The sequence below is a fragment of the Cupriavidus taiwanensis genome, from assembly GCF_900250115.1.
GTDB classification, from domain to species: domain Bacteria; phylum Pseudomonadota; class Gammaproteobacteria; order Burkholderiales; family Burkholderiaceae; genus Cupriavidus; species Cupriavidus taiwanensis_B.
The window spans coordinates 2107673-2123265 of the sequence record NZ_LT984803.1; the positions used below are offsets into that span (position 1 = coordinate 2107673).

At 70.4% G+C, this 15593-nt stretch carries 8 protein-coding genes and 1 other RNA gene; 4 read left to right on the forward strand and 5 right to left on the reverse strand.

Annotation, left to right across the window (positions count from 1 at the left end; translation table 11 throughout):
* Positions 1–65 precede the first annotated feature (65 nt).
* Positions 66–2399, reverse strand: coding sequence for a DNA polymerase III subunit gamma/tau (locus tag CBM2586_RS09940; RefSeq protein ID WP_115687367.1), 2334 nt, complete (start codon positions 2397–2399; stop codon positions 66–68).
* A gap of 120 nt (positions 2400–2519) precedes the next feature.
* On the reverse strand, positions 2520–5012 hold the full coding sequence (locus CBM2586_RS09945; protein ID WP_115687369.1) for an adenosylcobalamin-dependent ribonucleoside-diphosphate reductase: 2493 nt from the start codon (positions 5010–5012) through the stop codon (positions 2520–2522).
* Between the two features lie 167 nt (positions 5013–5179).
* Between CBM2586_RS09945 and ffs the strand changes: the two genes are divergently transcribed.
* Positions 5180–5278: signal recognition particle sRNA small type (gene ffs, locus CBM2586_RS09950), an RNA gene on the forward strand.
* Positions 5279–5447: 169 nt separating this feature from the next.
* On the opposite strand, the gene CBM2586_RS09955 is transcribed toward ffs, so the two are convergent.
* From CBM2586_RS09955 to CBM2586_RS09965, 3 genes are all read right to left on the reverse strand, one after another.
* A complete protein-coding gene (locus tag CBM2586_RS09955) occupies positions 5448–9053 on the reverse strand; it encodes a UvrD-helicase domain-containing protein (protein WP_115687371.1) in 3606 nt (1201 codons plus the stop codon).
* Complete coding sequence (locus CBM2586_RS09960; RefSeq protein WP_115687373.1) at positions 9050–11914, reverse strand: PD-(D/E)XK nuclease family protein; 2865 nt, start codon at positions 11912–11914, stop codon at positions 9050–9052. The genes CBM2586_RS09955 and CBM2586_RS09960 overlap by 4 nt, the downstream gene beginning before the upstream one ends.
* A gap of 149 nt (positions 11915–12063) precedes the next feature.
* Positions 12064–12336 carry a hypothetical protein gene (locus CBM2586_RS09965; RefSeq protein ID WP_012353192.1) on the reverse strand — a complete coding sequence of 91 codons (273 nt, stop codon included), beginning with the start codon at positions 12334–12336 and terminating at the stop codon, positions 12064–12066.
* Between the two features lie 467 nt (positions 12337–12803).
* On the opposite strand from CBM2586_RS09965, the gene trxA reads away from it, so the two are divergent.
* The 3 genes from trxA to CBM2586_RS09980 all read left to right on the forward strand — a co-directional run bounded on the left by trxA (position 12804) and on the right by CBM2586_RS09980 (position 15500).
* Entirely contained in the window at positions 12804–13130 is a 327-nt protein-coding gene (gene trxA / locus CBM2586_RS09970) for a thioredoxin TrxA (RefSeq protein WP_115661783.1), read from the forward strand.
* A gap of 180 nt (positions 13131–13310) precedes the next feature.
* Positions 13311–14573 carry a transcription termination factor Rho gene (rho, locus tag CBM2586_RS09975; RefSeq protein ID WP_012353193.1) on the forward strand — a complete coding sequence of 421 codons (1263 nt, stop codon included), beginning with the start codon at positions 13311–13313 and terminating at the stop codon, positions 14571–14573.
* A gap of 75 nt (positions 14574–14648) precedes the next feature.
* Positions 14649–15500, forward strand: a complete 852-nt coding sequence (locus CBM2586_RS09980; protein WP_115688719.1) for a M90 family metallopeptidase — start codon at positions 14649–14651, stop codon at positions 15498–15500.
* The last annotated feature ends 93 nt before the right edge of the window (positions 15501–15593 follow it).

The following is a 15593-nucleotide window of genomic DNA, read 5'->3' on the forward strand; positions in this document are numbered from 1 at the left end:
GGAATGCTCCTGGATTCGGTAAGAGTTCGGTGACGGAAATTCGGTAACGCCAGCCTGGCCGCCGGTCAGGCGGCGCGCGGCTGGATCGAGCCTGGCACGATCTGGCCGCCGAAGTCGCGCAGCAGCCCCTGCACGAAGGGATCGGCCTCGATCGCGGCCTCGGCCTGGCGCTGGCGCTCGGCACGGGCCTCGGCGTCGGCGGCGGCAGCGGTGACCGTGACCCCGCCGACTTCGCAGACCACGCGCACCGGCGCGCCGAGGTGGTCGCCCAGCGCCTGCTGCAGCCGCTCGGCCACGCCGTTCTCGCCCAGCGCCGCGACCGGAATGCGCAGGTGGAAGGTCCGCCCCACCACCTGCGTCAGTTCGCTCTGGTAAGCCAGCTGTTGCGCCAGGCCCTTCAGCGGCAGGCCGGCGGCCAGCACCGGCCAGTCGCCGGTAAAGGCCGGCGGGGTGCCGTCCTCGCCCGCGGCGGGCGGGCGCGGCGCGACCAATCTGGTCGACTCCGGCGCGGCCGGGGCCGGCGCCACGGCAGCGGACTCGCGCGCGGGCTCGGGCTCGCGCGCCTGGGACGGCGCCGGGCGCGAGGCGTTGCGCGGTGACGCGGCGCGCGCCGCGGGTTCGCTGAAACCGTAGTCGTTGTAGCCCGGATCGCTGTCATAGGGGCCGATGACCGGCAGGTCGGGCGGCAGTTCTTCCCACGGCGGCACATCGCTGCCACCGGCGACTTCCCAGGGCGGCACGGATTCTTGTTGCGGCCTGGCGGCCACGGGGCGCGCCGCCGGCGCTGCCGCCGGTGCGGATGGCTGCGGCGCCGCCGGCCGTGCAACCGGGGCCGGGGCCGCGGCGGGACGGCTCGCGGCCGCGGCCGCGGGTGCGCGCAGCGGTTGTGCCGGCGGCCGCTGCGCAGCGGTTGGCGCGGCGGGCATTGATGGCGCCGGCGCCTTGCGCGCGCCGCCGCGGGCAGCCGAAGCCTGGCGCGCGGCGGCCAGCGCCGCGGCCGCAGGCGACATGGCGCCGCCTGCCGCGCGCGCCGGCGCGGGCTCGGCCGCTGCAGGCGCAGCCGCCGGCGCGGCCACGGGCGCGACTGGCGCAACCATGGACGGCACCAAGGCCGGCGCCGGTGTGGATTCGATAACGGATGCAGCCGGTGCAGCGGAGGCAGCCGGGGACGCCGGTGCAGCGGCGGCAGTCGCCGCGTGGCGTGCCTCGGCCGGTCGCGCCGCGGCCGGCGTGCCGGCACTGCGCGGTCGCGCGGGCGCTGCTGCTCCGCCGCCCTGCCCCGCGGTTGCGGTCGGCTCCGACGCCGGCCGGAACGCCAGCATGCGCAGCAGCGTCATGGTAAAGCCGGCGTACTCGTCTGGCGCCAGCGCCAGTTCGCTGCGGCCCAGGTTGGCGATCTGGTAGAACAGCTGGACTTCCTGCGCGTCGAACACGCCGGCCAGGCGCCGCACCTCGTCGGCTTCGGGCCATTCGTCCTGCACCGAGGCCGGCACGGCCTGCGCCAGCGCCACCTTGTGCAGCAGCGAGCCGAGGTCCTGCAGCGCGCCGGCGAACGACAGGCTGCGGTCGCCCATGGCCTCGGCGATCGCCAGCATGGCGGCGCCGTCCTCGGCGGCCAGCGCATCCAGCAACTGCACCAGGTAGCTCTGGTCGATCGCGCCCAGCATGCCGCGCACGGCTTCCTCGGATACCTGCCCCGCGCTGTAGGCGATGGCCTGGTCGGTCAGCGACAGCGCGTCGCGCATCGAGCCATGCGCGGCCTGGGCCAGCAGCCGCAGCGCGTTGCCATCGTGGGCAATGCCTTCCTGCGCCAGGATATGGTCCAGGTGCGAGACGATATGTCCCGGCGGCATCTGCTTCAGGTTGAACTGCAGGCAGCGCGACAGCACCGTGACCGGGATCTTCTGCGGGTCGGTGGTGGCGAGGATGAACTTGACGTGCCCGGGCGGCTCCTCCAGCGTCTTCAGCATGGCGTTGAAGGCGTGGTTGGTCAGCATGTGCACTTCGTCGATCATGTAGACCTTGAAGCGCCCGGCGGTGGGAGCGTAGACGGCCTTGTCGAGCAGCTGCGCCATCTCGTCGACGCCGCGGTTCGAGGCGGCGTCCATCTCGATGTAGTCGACGAAGCGGCCGCTGTCGATTTCCTGGCAGGCCTTGCACTGCCCGCACGGCTCGGCGGTGATGCCGCCGCTGCCGTCAGCGCCGGTGCAGTTCAGGGCTTTGGCCAGGATCCGCGACAGCGTGGTCTTGCCGACCCCGCGCGTGCCGGTGAACAGGTAGGCGTGGTGCAGCCGCTGTTGTTCCAGCGCGTGCGTGAGCGCGCGGACCACGTGCTCCTGGCCGACCAGCGTGGTGAAATCCCTGGGGCGCCATTTGCGCGCTAGAACTTGATAACTCATGGCGGCGATTGTAGCAAAAGGCGGCCCCGCTCCGGCCGCCCCGGCGCCGGTCCCGGCGTCTTTATCCGGCCCCGGCGCCGGCGGCCCGCGCCGGTGGCCGCCGGCGCCCTGCGGCGCGGCTCAGCCGCACTCGCCGACGTAGCCGCAATTGGCGCATTTGGCGCAGCCGTCGACCTTGTGCAAGGCGTGTGCGCCACACTCCGGGCAGGGCTTGCCGGTGCCAACGCCGGGCGCGCCCGGCGCGGCGCTGGCCGGCCCGGCAAGGTCCGCGCCGGGCGCCAGCTGCGCGCCGCCGTCGCGCTGCGCCAGCCGCGCGGCCAGCGCCGTCACCGGCACCTGGCCGCCGTCGGCATCGAGGAAGCCGCGCTTGATCAGGATGCGCTGCAGCGCATAGCCCAGCGCCGCGACCTCGGAATCATGGAAGCGCGGCACCTCGGTGCCGTCCTGGCGCACCAGCGTGCCATAGCGCACCGTGCCCTTGTCCCACACCACGTTGCGCATGTCGGCCAGCGCCTTGGCCACCGAGCCGCCCGAGCGCGCCACCATCGACAGCAGCCGCATGGTCGAGGTGATCCATTGCTGGCCCTCGCTGCGCTGGCCCGCCGGCATGAAGAACTCCACCGGGCGCTCGATCTCCACCGGCTTGCCGTCGGCGACGCCCGCCACGCGCATGAAGTTGACAGTCAGGTAGACGGTCTTGTGGCCCTCGTAGGTCAGGTATTCGACCTTGGACGTCACCCCTTCGAGGTCGCCCACCGGCCGGCTGCCGAACGGCCGCACCAGCGGATTGTCGTCGGCCGCCGGCGCCGTGGGCACGTCGGGCGCGGCGGGCGTCGCGACCGACAGCACCGCGCCCAGCACCGAGTTCGGCCGATACGTCGCCAGCCCCTTGAGGCCGGCCTTCCAGGCCTCCAGGTACAGGTTGCGGAAGGCTTCGTACGGATAGTCCTCCGGCACGTTGACGGTCTTGCTGATGCTTGTGTCGATGTACGGCTGTACCGCTTCGAGCATCCGCATATGGTCCAGCGCCGACATCTGCAGCGCGGTGACGAAGGCGTCCGGCAGCAGCGCCATGTCGGCCCCCAAGTGACGGTAGAGCCGCCAGGCATGGTCCGCCACCTCGAAGCTGCGATAGCTGTTGTCCGGCATGCGCTTCCTGCGGTTGTAGGTCCACGAGAAAGCGGGTTCGATGCCGTTCGACGCATTGTCGGCAAACGCCAGTGTGATGGTGCCGGTGGGCGCGATCGACAGCAGGTGCGAGTTGCGCAGCCCATGGCGCCCGATGGCCTCGCGCACCGGCTCCGGCAGCCGGCTGGCGAAGCCGCTCTGCAGGTAGGCGCCGGCATCGAACAGGGGAAAGGCGCCCTTCTGCGCCGCCAGTTCCGTCGAGGCCAGGTAGGCCTCGTCGCGCATGCGTTCCGAGATCCGCGCGGCCAGCTGACGCGCCGGCTCGGTGTCGTAGCGCAGGCCCAGCATCACCAGCGCGCTGCCCAGCCCGAGGAAGCCCAGCCCGACGCGGCGCTTGGCGTGGGCCTCGGCCCGCTGTTCGGGCAACGGCCAGAAAGTCACGTCGAGCACGTTGTCGAGCATGCGCGTGGCCACGCGCACCACCTCGGCAAAGGCGTCGAAATCGAACGCGGCCTGCGGCGTGAACGGCTGGCGCACGAATCTGGTCAGGTTGATCGAGCCCAGGCAGCAGCAGCCGTAGGACGGCAGCGGCTGTTCCGCGCACGGGTTGGTGGCCTCGATGCGCTCGCAGTAATAGAGGTTGTTGTCGGCGTTGATCTGCGACAGGAACAGGATGCCCGGCTCGGCATGGTCGTAGGTGGCCTGCATGACCTGGTCCCACAGGTTGCGCGCCGGCACGCGCCGGTACACCCACTGCCCGTCGTCGCGGCGGTACGCGCCGGCGGCGATCACGTCGGCGCCCGGCTCGGCCTCGTGCACCAGCTCGACCTCGGCGTCGGCCTGTACCGCCTGCATGAAGTCGTCGGTGACGCCGATGGAGATATTGAAATTGCTGAGCTCGCCCTTGTCCTTGGCGTGTATGAAGCTTTCGATATCGGGATGGTCGCAGCGCAGCACGCCCATCTGCGCGCCGCGGCGCGCGCCGGCCGATTCCACCGTCGCGCACGAGGCGTCGAACACCTTCATGAACGACACCGGCCCCGACGCGCGCGAATGCGTGGCCCGCACCAGCGCCCCGGCCGGGCGGATCGCGGAAAAGTCATAGCCCACGCCGCCGCCGCGGCGCATGGTTTCGGCGGCCTGCGCCACCGCGGTGTAGATGCTGGGGCGGCCGTCGCGCGGCTCCGACACCGAATCGCCCACCGGCTGCACGAAGCAGTTGATCAGCGTCGCCTGGATGCCGGTGCCCGCCGCCGAATTGATGCGCCCGGCCGGCACGAAGCCGTTTTCCTGCGCCCACAGGAACCGCGCGCTCCAGGCTTCGCGCTGGTCCTCGGGCTCGGCCTGCGCCAGCGCGCGCGCCACGCGCTGCCTGACATCGGCGATGCTGCGCTCTTCGCCCTTGGCATATTTTTCGAGCAGGACTTCGCTGGAGATTTCCTGCGGCGCCAGCGCGCCGCGAATGATCTGGTCGTTTGCGTTCATGTATTGGTTCACCACGTGTGCGGGTTGGTGAATGGTCGGGCCAGCGCGGCCCGCATTGCCTGCGCCAGATCAACCGGGCGCCATGGCGCGGCCAATGACCCGCGCGTGCCAAGGGCATTCGATGCAATTTCTGCGCGCGCCCGCGCTCTGGGGTACAATGCCGCTCGGACGGGCCTCCTCGCATGGTGGCGCGGTCAACCTGGTCAGGTCGGGAACGAAGCAGCCACAGCCGTTTTCCGCCAGTGCCGAGGGTCAGGCTCGTCCACCTCACACTTCCCTTCGGTAGCACCCCTTCCCTCCAGCCTGTCTATCGCGCGCGCCAGCGGCTCGCAGGGCAGTCCCTGTCACTTTAGTACAGCCGGGCCGCCATCGCGCGCGCCATGCGCCCCATTTTGCGCCGATTCCGCGGCCCTTGCCGGCGCGCCGCGCCGGCATTCAGAACAGCGACCCTTGTTGCGGAACCTGCGGCGCCAGGCGCTCGGCGGCAATCCATTCGCCTTCGGCGGTGGCCACGCCCGCCTCGATGCGCTTGCCCGGAAACATCGGCGCGACCGCCGCGGTGTAGCGGCCCAGTTGCGCGCGATAGGCGGCATGCTCCTGCGGCAGCAGGCGCAGCTTGTAGTCGATCACGACGACGCGGTCGTCGAATTCCACCACCCGGTCGATACGCAGCAGCCGGCCGCGCGCGTCGTACAGTTCGACCTCGTTGCGCGCGCTGCGCGCCTCGTCCGCGCCCAGCAGCGGCGCCAGCTCCGGCGCCCGCAGCATCGCCGCCACTGCAGCGATCGCCTCTTCCACCTGTTGCCGCCAGGCGTCCCGTGCCGCCGCGGTGTGGGCGCCGGTCAGCGGGAACCACCGCAATACCGTATCGAGCGCGGGCACGCCGGCAAAGGCTTCGGGATAGCGCGTCAGGCGTTCCAGCAACGCGTGCACCAGTTCGCCATGGCGCGCCGCGGCAGCGTTGAAGACGATGCCGTCGGCCTCCTCCTCCACCTCGGCCTCGGCGTCGGCAAAGCCTGCCTGGCGCGGGTCCTCGACGGCATCGCGGTAGCGCAGCCGGAAGTCGGTGAAGCGCACCGGCTCGCTCAGTCGCGCGGGCAGCAGTGCCTGCGCATCGGCCGCATCGCCCTGCGCGTCCGGATAGGCCGGCACCATTTCGCCGACGCCCGCGGCCTGCAACCGCACATACCAGCTGCCGGCGATCTCGGCATTGCCCTCGCCCGCACCGGCGCGGCCGGTGCGGCCCTTGACGCCGCTGACCAGCAGGCCCTGCTGCGCGCGCGTCATGGCCACGTAAAGCAGGTTCCAGTTCTCGCGCTCGCCCAGCGCCGCCTCGGCTTCGAACAGCGGCGCGCGCGCCAGCCCGCGCTCGCTGCGCTTGCCGTACGCGGAGAAATGGCGCGGCACCGGCGACGATGGCGGCCAGTCGACCAGGATGCCGCCGCGGTCCGCGGCCGGCTCGCTGTGATTGGCATCGAGCAGCACCACGAACGGCGCCTCCAGTCCCTTGGCGGCATGCACGGTCAGGATATGGACCGCGTCGAGGCCGGCGCAGGCCGGATCGTCCCCGGCCGGCTCGAGGTCTTCGGCGCGCTCGCCCATGCCGCCTTCGTCGGGGCTTTCGCCTTCATCGCCACGGCGGATTTCCTGCAGCTCGTCGATAAACTTCGGCAGGCTCGGATAGCGCCCGCCGTCGAGGTCGAGCGACAGCTTCAGGAAGGCGTCGAGGTTGGCCAGCACCTGCTCGCGGATATCCGGCGGCGCGGCCTCGGCGTAGCGGCGCCGCACCTCGCCGCCATGGAAGATCTGGTCGATCAGGTCATGCACCGGCTGGTGCGGCGCGATGCGCAGCCACTGCCGCAGCCGCGGCACGCCTTTGCGCAGCGCGTCGGAAACCCGCGCCGGCAGGCCACCGGCCTCCAGGCGCGCCCACCAGCCGCCTTCGCCCTCCATTTGCGCGAGGGCCAGCAAGTCGTCGTCGGTCGCGCCCACCAGCGGGCTTTTCAGTACGTGCGCCAGGTCCAGGTCCGACTCGGGCGTCATCAGGAACGCCAGCAGCGCCGACAGGTCGAGCGCCTCGAGCGTGGCCAGCAAGCCGCCGCGGCGCGGGCTCAGGCATGGGATGCCGGCCTCGCGCAAGGCGCGCTCATAGTCGGCCAGATGGGTCTTGCGGCGCACCAGCAGGTGCATGTCGCTCCAGCGCGCGGGCCGCTGCGTGTTGCCTTCGTGCACCGGCACGGTATCGCGCACCAGCCGCAGCCACGCCGCCACGCGCCGCCCTTCTTCCAGCCGCAGCGAATCGCCGGCCTGCCGGCGTGGCTGCAGCAGCGTGTCGCGATGCGCGGAGGCGGCTTGCGCCGGTTCCTCGTCCTCATCCTCCGCCGCGCACTCACTGGCTTCATCGGGCTCCACCAGCGGCAGCAGCCAGACCGGCCCGCCGCAGCCGCCCAGCGCCGTGGTCTGGGTCGAGTACAGGGGATAGCGGCCCTCGGCGCGCGCGCTGTCGAACACGGCGTTGACCCAGTCCAGCACTTCGGCGCGATTGCGCCGGGTCCGGTTGGTGCGCAGCACGGTGGCGCCGAAGGCGTCGCGCAGCATCTCGCCGGCGGCGCCGAACAGCCTGGCATCGGCGCGGCGGAAGCGGTAGATCGATTGCTTGGGATCGCCCACCAGGAATACCGTCGGGCGCTCGCCCAGCCCCGCATAGCCGGCCAGCCAGCCCTGCAGGATGCGCCATTGCAGCGGGTTGGTGTCCTGGAACTCGTCGAGCAGCAAATGGCGGTAGCGGGCGTCGAGCCGCACCTGCAGGTAGGTGGCGGTCTCCTCGTCCGACATCAGCCGCGCGGCCTGCCATTCGAGGTCGGCGAAGTCCATCGCGCGCTGCTCGTCCTTGTGCTGTTGGTAGCGCGTCAGCAGCGCATCGCCGATGCGGAACAGGGCCTGGTTGATCGCCAGCACCGCGGCTTCGCAGCAGCGCGCGCTGATGTCATCGAGCATCGCGCAGATCGCGGCATGCTCGTCCAGCAGCGCATCGACCATGCCTTCGCCGCCCGCGGCCCGGGCCAGCGCCGCGGTGCGCCGCAGCGAGCGCGGCCCGCCCGTGGCGGTGAAGAACGCCGCGCGCAGCTGCGCGAACACGCGTTCGGCGGGCTTGCCCGGCGCGGCGCCGGCCTCGCGCCAGGCGGCGATCGCCATCAGCGCCTCGGTGATGCGGCCGGCGTGGGCCTGCTCGCTCTTGCCGGCCGCGCCCAGGCGGGCCGCGAGCGCTTCGCAGGCATCGCGCCAGCCTTCGTCGGCCAACGCCTGCAGCAGCACGTCGCCCTGCGCGTCCTCGCCCAGGCAGTCGGACAGCGCCTGCAGCGGATTGCCACCCTCCTGCATCGCCCACCATTCGCTGCGAGCATGGAACATCGCGTCGAGCAGCGCGCGCGCCTGGAAGTCGCCGACGGTATCGACCAGCGTTTCCCAGGCCGTGCGCAACTCGGCGTAGGGCGGCGTGGCCAGCGCGCGCCATACCGGGGCCCAGGCCTCGCGCTTCATGCGCAGTGCATCCTCGCGCAGCGCCGCGCCCGGCACGATGCCTGACGCCAGCGGCGCGCCGCGCAGCAGCGTGCCGAACCAGCCATGGAAGGTATCGATGGCCATGCGCCCGGGTGCCGCCAGCACCTGTGCATGCAGCCCGCGCGCGCGCGGCAGCGCCGCGCGCGCGGCGTCAGCGGAAAGGCCGCGCTGCACCAGCGCGGCGATCACGTCGTCATCGCTGTCGCGCGACAGTTGTGCCAGCACCTCGAGCAGGCGGTCGCGCATTTCTTCGGCGGCCTTGCGCGTGAAGGTGATGGCGAGGATCTCGTGCGGCGCCGCGCCGGCCAGCAGCAGCCGCACCAGCCGCGCCACCAGCAGCCAGGTCTTGCCGCTGCCGGCGCAGGCTTCGACCACCACCGAACGCGCCGGATCGCAGGCCGCGCGCGTGAATTCGGCTTCGGAAACCGGCGCGCCATCGCGCTGGTAAGGCTGGACCTCGGGCAGATCGTGAGGCGTCATGATGTCAGCGCCGGCACGGCGGTGGAGTCCCAGAAACCCTTGCGGCACAGGCCGCGGGCCGTGCAATACATGCACGCCGAGGCGTCGCCGAAGGCCGGCAGCCTGGCGCCCTGGCGCAACCGCATCACGTCGTCGCGCATCTGGCGCTCCAGCCAGGTGACCGCGGCCTCGAAGTCCGGCAGCCCAACCTCGCGCTGCGCCGCCGGCGCGCCTTCGCGCGCGCCTTCGAGCGAAACCCAGCTGCCGGCCGCGGCATCGGCGCGCAGCAGGCCGTAGAACGGCAGCTGGCAGTCTTCCTCGACCTCGGCCAGCTTGCGCTTCAGGCGCGTTGCGCTCTGGGTCTTGTAGTCGAGCACGGCATGCGCGCCGCCGGGACCCTGGTCGAGCCGGTCGATGCGCCCGGTCAGGCGCAGCGGCTGGCCGTCGGGCATCGGCAGGTCGATGCCGGCGTCGAGCTCGCCGCCGCGCCAGAACCAGCCCTCGGCCTCGCGCGCGGACTGCCAGGCGACATACGATGGCAACACCTCGCGCCAGCGCCGGTAGTAGGCAATGGCGTTGCCGTCCTCGGCCATCAGCGCACCGAAAACCTCGTCGGAGATCTCGCCCAGGCGCGCCAGGCGCTGCGCTTCGGACAGCGTCTCGCCGCTCTCGCGCCGCGCCTGCAGGTCCTTGTGGTAGGCCAGCAGCACGCGGTGCAGGGTCTCGCCGATGTCGCGCTTCTCGAGCTCGTCGCTGACCACTTCCAGCCCGGCCAGGCCCAGCATGCGGCCGGCGAAGAACTGGTAGGGGCAGCGCCGCAGCGCGTTGTACGCCTGCGCGCTCCAGCGCACCGGCACCAGCGCGGGCTCGGCCGCCGGGGCCGGCATGCCGCGCACATCGGCGAAGGTCTGGTGCGCCTGCGGCGCGGCCGCGCCTTCGATGCTGGCGCCGGCGCGCGCGCAGCACGCCGCCAGCCGCTCGATCCAGCCCGACACGTGGTGCGGCTCGCCGCGGCTGCCATAGCGCTGCCAGGTCAGCACCACGTCGTCGTTGTTCAGCAGCACCTCGGCCAGGTCGCGCGCCTGCTGCGCAAAGCGTGCCTCGCGGTCTTCCAGGTCCAGCTCGCGCCGCATCTGGTTGGAGAAGAACATCAGCTCGGCGGCGCTGGACGGCAGCTGGGCATCGTCGCAGCCGACGATCACCACGCCCTCGAAGCGCCGCATGCGCGCGCCGTTCAGCGGCAGGATGGTGATGCGCGCGGCCCCGCTGGCCGAAGGCTCCTTGTAGGCCACCGATTCCAGCAGCGCCGCCAGCATCGCGCGGAACTCGCCCTGCGACAGCGTGGCATGGCCGCCGGTCTCGTCGCGCGGCAGCTCCTGCAGCCGCGCCAGGGCATCGAGCAGCTGGCTGCCGGCATCGTCCGCGGCCAGCGCGGCGCGCATGCCGAGGCCATCGAGCATGCCGTCGAGCCGTTCCAGCCAGGTCGCCAGCGGATGCTGGGCGCGACCGCGCGGCCAGCGCGCGGCCTCGTCGGCAAGCACGGCCACCAGCCCATGGGCCGCGCGGCGCGGCGCCTGGTCGGCAACCTCGTCGTCACCGGCGGCCCGCTGCGTGTTTGCCGGTGCGTGGGCGAACATCTGGCGCAGCCGCGCCCAGCCGCCGGTAATGCCCTCGCGCCGCACCTGGCGCTCGAGCAGCGCGATGGCCGCGCCGCGCGCAGCCACCTCGGGCAGGCAGAACGGGCTCTTGAGCAGGTCCAGCAGCGCCGCGGTATCGCCATCTCGCACCAGCAGGTCGAACCAGCGCATCAGCGCGGCGGCGGCACGCGTGGTCGAGAGCTTCCAGCCGGTCTCGTCGCGCACCGGCGCGCCGGCGCGGGCCAGCAGCGCGCGCGCGCGGCGCGCCACCACGCGGTCGTGCGCGACCAGCGCCACCTGGCGACGGCCGGCATTGAGCCACTGCACCAGCTGCGCCGCCGCGGCGGCGGCTTCATCCTCGAAGCGGGCGCAGCCGACCACGCGCACCGACGGGCGCTGCGGCGGCAGCGCAGGCGCCGCGGCAGGGGCCAGGGACTCGTCGTCGCCAGCGATCCTGGCTTCCGGCCACAGCGCCAGCAGCGCGTGGTACCAGCCGGCCTCGCCCTGACCGTGCCCGCTCCAGTCATAGCCCACCTGAAGCACCGGCACCAGCTCGGCGGCATCGCGCAGGAACGCGGCTTCAAGCGGCGTGGGCGGGCTCGGCGCAATCCACACCACCGGGCCGCGCAACTGCTGCGACAGTTCGCGCAGCGCGCGACGCTTCGCCGGCAGCGGATCGTCGGGCCCGGACAGCGCCTGCCAGAATGCCAGCACGATGCGGGCCTCCTCGCCCAGGAAACGTTCCGACAGGCGCGCATAGGTCCGCGCCAGCGCGCCCTGCAGCAGGCCCGCGCGATCGTCGCCGTCGATCTCGTCGTCGTCGCGGATGGCGGCGTCTTCGAGCCAGCGCGCGCTGAGCTCGTCGCAGATCGCCAGCAGCGTCTGCGACAGGCCCCATGCCGCGGTTTCGTTCTGCGCGCCGAAGGCACGGCGCAGCCAGTCCTGTCCGCGCACCGCCTGCTGCACCGCGAGCAGGCGCGCGGCCGGGCTGCGCACCGGCGCGCCCTCGGGCGGCAGGTCGAGCAGCCAGTGGCCCAGCGTCAGCACGCGCGGCAGCAGCCGTGGCCGTCCGGCCGCGCGCGCCGCGGCGTCCAGCGCCTGGCGCACGCCCGGAATCTGCGCGGCGGTCGGCACCACCACGTGCGCCCCCGCCTCGGACGCACCGCAGCGGTCGAGGAAATACCAGGCAGCGGTGGCCGCCTGCTCGAGAAAATCAGGACCGGGGCGAAAGCTTAGCGACGTCATGGACCGTCATTGGGGCGTTGGCCGCAAGGGTGCGGGAACGGCGTCGGGTTGGAACACATCAGGAACAACGAGAGCAGCAATGACGCGGCGCCGCCAGCCGGCGCATCCGGCGGCGACGGCACCGCGATACGCGAACGGGCCGTGCGGCTTCAGTCAGAACCGCCTTCCAGGCGGGCGCGGATTTCGCGCGCGGTTTCGAGCAGACCTTCGTAGCCTGAGCGCGCATGCTCGGGCAGGTCGGGGTCGCCCACCAGCGTGCCGAGCGTTTCGATGATGCTGTAGACCAGTCCGCGGGCGGCACCGCTGGCGATGCTGTTGGTCTCCACGGCGCTGCTGAGATGGTCCAGCGCATCGCTCAGGTGGTCGACGTCGGGCGCCTGGCCGGGCTCGGGCTGCGAAGGCTTGCGGGGATCGGTGTTCATGTCGATGACCTAGTCAGGGGCGCAGGGGCATGGATGGTGCGCCGCGGGTCGCCCGGCGGGCGTCGTGCGGACCGCTTCTATTCTACGCGCACGCCGCACGCATCCGGCACCCCGGCGCGCATAAGTGCATTGCATGACACCCGCCACTGGCCGGGCATGGCGATTGGGCAAATCTCTCGCCGCCATTGAAAATAAGCATTTCAATGAATTAAACCTTTGCACCAGAATGACGGCATTGATTGCGGGCCCATATGCCACGTTACCGCAGGTTTGCCGAAGGTGCCGGCGGCCGGTCTTGAAAATCGGCAAACTGGTAACATATCGACAGCACCGGGCGCGGTAGCGGCCTCCACCACCTGCTTCAGGCGTAAAGAGGCGGCCCGACGGGTCCGCGCAATCTCGTGTAAGGTAACGGTTCGGCCGTCCCGCCTTCAACATAAACAGAGCGAAACCAGAGGTTTTCCGCCATGAGCGAACAAATCAAGTATGTGAGCGACGCCTCGTTCGACGCTGACGTCCTACAGTCCGACAAGCCCGTCCTGCTCGATTTCTGGGCGGAATGGTGCGGGCCCTGCAAGATGATCGCGCCGATTCTGGACGAAGTCGCCCGGGACTATGGCGACAAGCTGCAGATCGCCAAGATCAATGTCGACGAGAACCAGCAGGTGCCGGCCAAGTTCGGCATCCGCGGGATCCCGACGCTGATCCTGTTCAAGAACGGCGCGGTCGCGGCCCAGAAGGTCGGCGCGCTGTCCAAGTCGCAACTGACTGCCTTCCTCGACGGCAACCTGTAAGCTGCGCGCCGGGACCCGACCCGCGGTCCCGGTTTCGTCACGATCCGACGTGCGTGCGCCACACCCTGGCGTGCCGGTCGGATTGTGCTAAGATGCCACCAACAACTCCCCGAGCGTTCGCTCATTTTCTCCCCCTTCCTTTAGGTCTCGCCCGTCCGGGCCCATCTGTACCCCTCGTCTATGCACCTGACAGAACTCAAATCGCTTCACGTGTCTGCGCTTCTCGAAATGGCGGCTACGCTCGAGATCGACAATGCACAACGGATGCGCAAACAAGAACTGATGTTTGCGATCCTGAAGAAGCGCGCCAAGATGGGCGAAACCATCTACGGAGACGGCACCCTGGAAGTTCTGCCTGACGGCTTCGGTTTCCTCCGCTCGCCCGAGACCTCCTACCTGGCCAGCACCGACGACATCTACATCAGCCCGTCGCAGATCCGCCGCTTCAACCTGCACACCGGCGATTCGATCGAGGGCGAGGTGCGCACGCCCAAGGACGGCGAACGCTATTTCGCGCTGGTGAAGGTGGACAAGGTCAACGGGCAGGCGCCCGAAGCGGTCAAGAACCGCATCATGTTCGAGAACCTGACGCCGCTGCACCCGAACCGGCCGCTCACGCTCGAACGCGATATCAAGGCCGAAGAAAACATCACCGGGCGCATCATCGACATGATCGCGCCGATCGGCCGCGGCCAGCGCGCGCTGCTGGTGGCGTCGCCCAAGTCGGGCAAGACCGTGATGCTGCAACACATTGCACACGCGATCGCCAACAATCATCCCGAAGCCGACCTGTTCGTGCTGCTGATCGACGAGCGTCCGGAAGAAGTGACCGAGATGCAGCGCTCGGTGCGCGGCGAGGTGGTGGCGTCCACCTTCGACGAACCCGCCATCCGCCACGTGCAGGTCGCCGAAATGGTGATCGAGAAAGCCAAGCGCCTGGTCGAGCTGAAGCGCGACGTGGTGATCCTGCTGGACTCCATCACCCGCCTGGCGCGCGCCTACAACACGGTGGTGCCGGCCTCTGGCAAGGTGCTGACCGGCGGTGTCGACGCCAACGCGCTGCAGCGCCCGAAGCGCTTCTTCGGCGCCGCCCGCAACCTGGAGGAAGGCGGCTCGCTGACCATCATCGCCACCGCGCTGATCGAAACCGGCAGCCGCATGGACGACGTCATCTACGAAGAGTTCAAGGGCACCGGCAACATGGAAGTGCACCTCGAACGCCGCCTGGCGGAGAAACGCGTCTATCCGTCGATCAACCTGAACAAGTCCGGCACGCGTCGCGAAGAGCTGCTGATCAAGCCGGACATCCTGCAGAAGATCTGGGTGCTGCGCAAGTTCATCTCGGACATGGACGAAGTGCAGGCGATGGAATTCATCATGGACAAGATGAAGGCCACCAAGAACAACGCAGAGTTTTTCGATATGATGCGCCGAGGCGGCTAAGCCTCGCTGCGGCGGTGCCGCAACGCAGACAGGAAGGCGTGCCGCGGCACGCCTTTTTTGTTTTTCGACGACGTCATGCTGGGCAAACTGACCACATTCCTGCGCTCGCGCTCGCGCGCCCGCAAGCTCGAACACTACGCCATCCCCGACGCGCTCTGGTCGCGCACCGTGGCCAGGCTGCCGTTCGTGCAGCGCTACGGCAGCGCCGACCTCGCGGCGCTGCGCGAGCTGGCCACGCTGTTCATCGCCGAAAAGGAATACTCCACCGCGCACGACCTGCCGCTGGACGATGACATGGTGGTCAGCGTCGCGGTGCAGGCCTGCGTGCCGATCCTGAAACTGGGGCTGCCGTGGTACCGCGGCTGGCATGGCATCGTGCTTTACCCCGGCGAGTTCATCATCCGCCGGACCGTGCAGGACGAGATCGGCCTGGTCCATGGCGTGGTCGAGGAAGCCAGCGGCGAAGCGTGGGAGCACGGGCCGGTGATCCTGTCCTGGCCCGACGTGCACAGCCCCGGCGCCGGTATCGAAAGCGACCATGAGCTGCCGGCGGACACCTACAACGTGGTCATCCACGAATTCGCCCACAAGCTGGACATGCTCGACGGCGAGCCCGACGGCGTGCCGGCATTCTCGCGCGTGCTGCACCCCGAGGTCGACGCCGAGGCCTGGGCCGAGACCTTCCTCACCGAATACGACCGCTTCGCCGAAGCCTGGGACGCGCGCGACGAGGCCGACTGGGAGCATCCGGAGCGCTTGCCCGCGGCGCTGCGCATCATCGACCCGTACGGCAGCGAGGCGCCCAGCGAGTTCTTTGCGGTGACGTCGGAAGCCTTTTTTGTCGAACCTGCCGGACTCGCACGGCATTGGCCGGTGGTTTACCAGTCGCTGGCGGTGTTCTATCGGCAGGATCCGGCCGCGATGTGAATCAAAGGCATCTTTTCCGGCACGACACTTTGTTGGGCCGGTAGCTTGGCGCCCTTCCCCAAGTCATTGTTTTTCTGCCATAATCCCGGTTTG

Coding starts and splice junctions, on each gene's coding strand:
- CBM2586_RS09965 (WP_012353192.1), bottom strand. CDS start 12,336: ATGAACACCGATCCCCGCAAGCCTTCGCAGCCCGAGCCCGGCCAGGCG.
- CBM2586_RS09980 (WP_115688719.1), top strand. CDS start 14,649: ATGCTGGGCAAACTGACCACATTCCTGCGCTCGCGCTCGCGCGCCCGC.
- CBM2586_RS09955 (WP_115687371.1), bottom strand. CDS start 9,053: ATGACGCCTCACGATCTGCCCGAGGTCCAGCCTTACCAGCGCGATGGC.
- rho (WP_012353193.1), top strand. CDS start 13,311: ATGCACCTGACAGAACTCAAATCGCTTCACGTGTCTGCGCTTCTCGAA.
- CBM2586_RS09945 (WP_115687369.1), bottom strand. CDS start 5,012: ATGAACGCAAACGACCAGATCATTCGCGGCGCGCTGGCGCCGCAGGAA.
- trxA (WP_115661783.1), top strand. CDS start 12,804: ATGAGCGAACAAATCAAGTATGTGAGCGACGCCTCGTTCGACGCTGAC.
- CBM2586_RS09960 (WP_115687373.1), bottom strand. CDS start 11,914: ATGACGTCGCTAAGCTTTCGCCCCGGTCCTGATTTTCTCGAGCAGGCG.
- CBM2586_RS09940 (WP_115687367.1), bottom strand. CDS start 2,399: ATGAGTTATCAAGTTCTAGCGCGCAAATGGCGCCCCAGGGATTTCACC.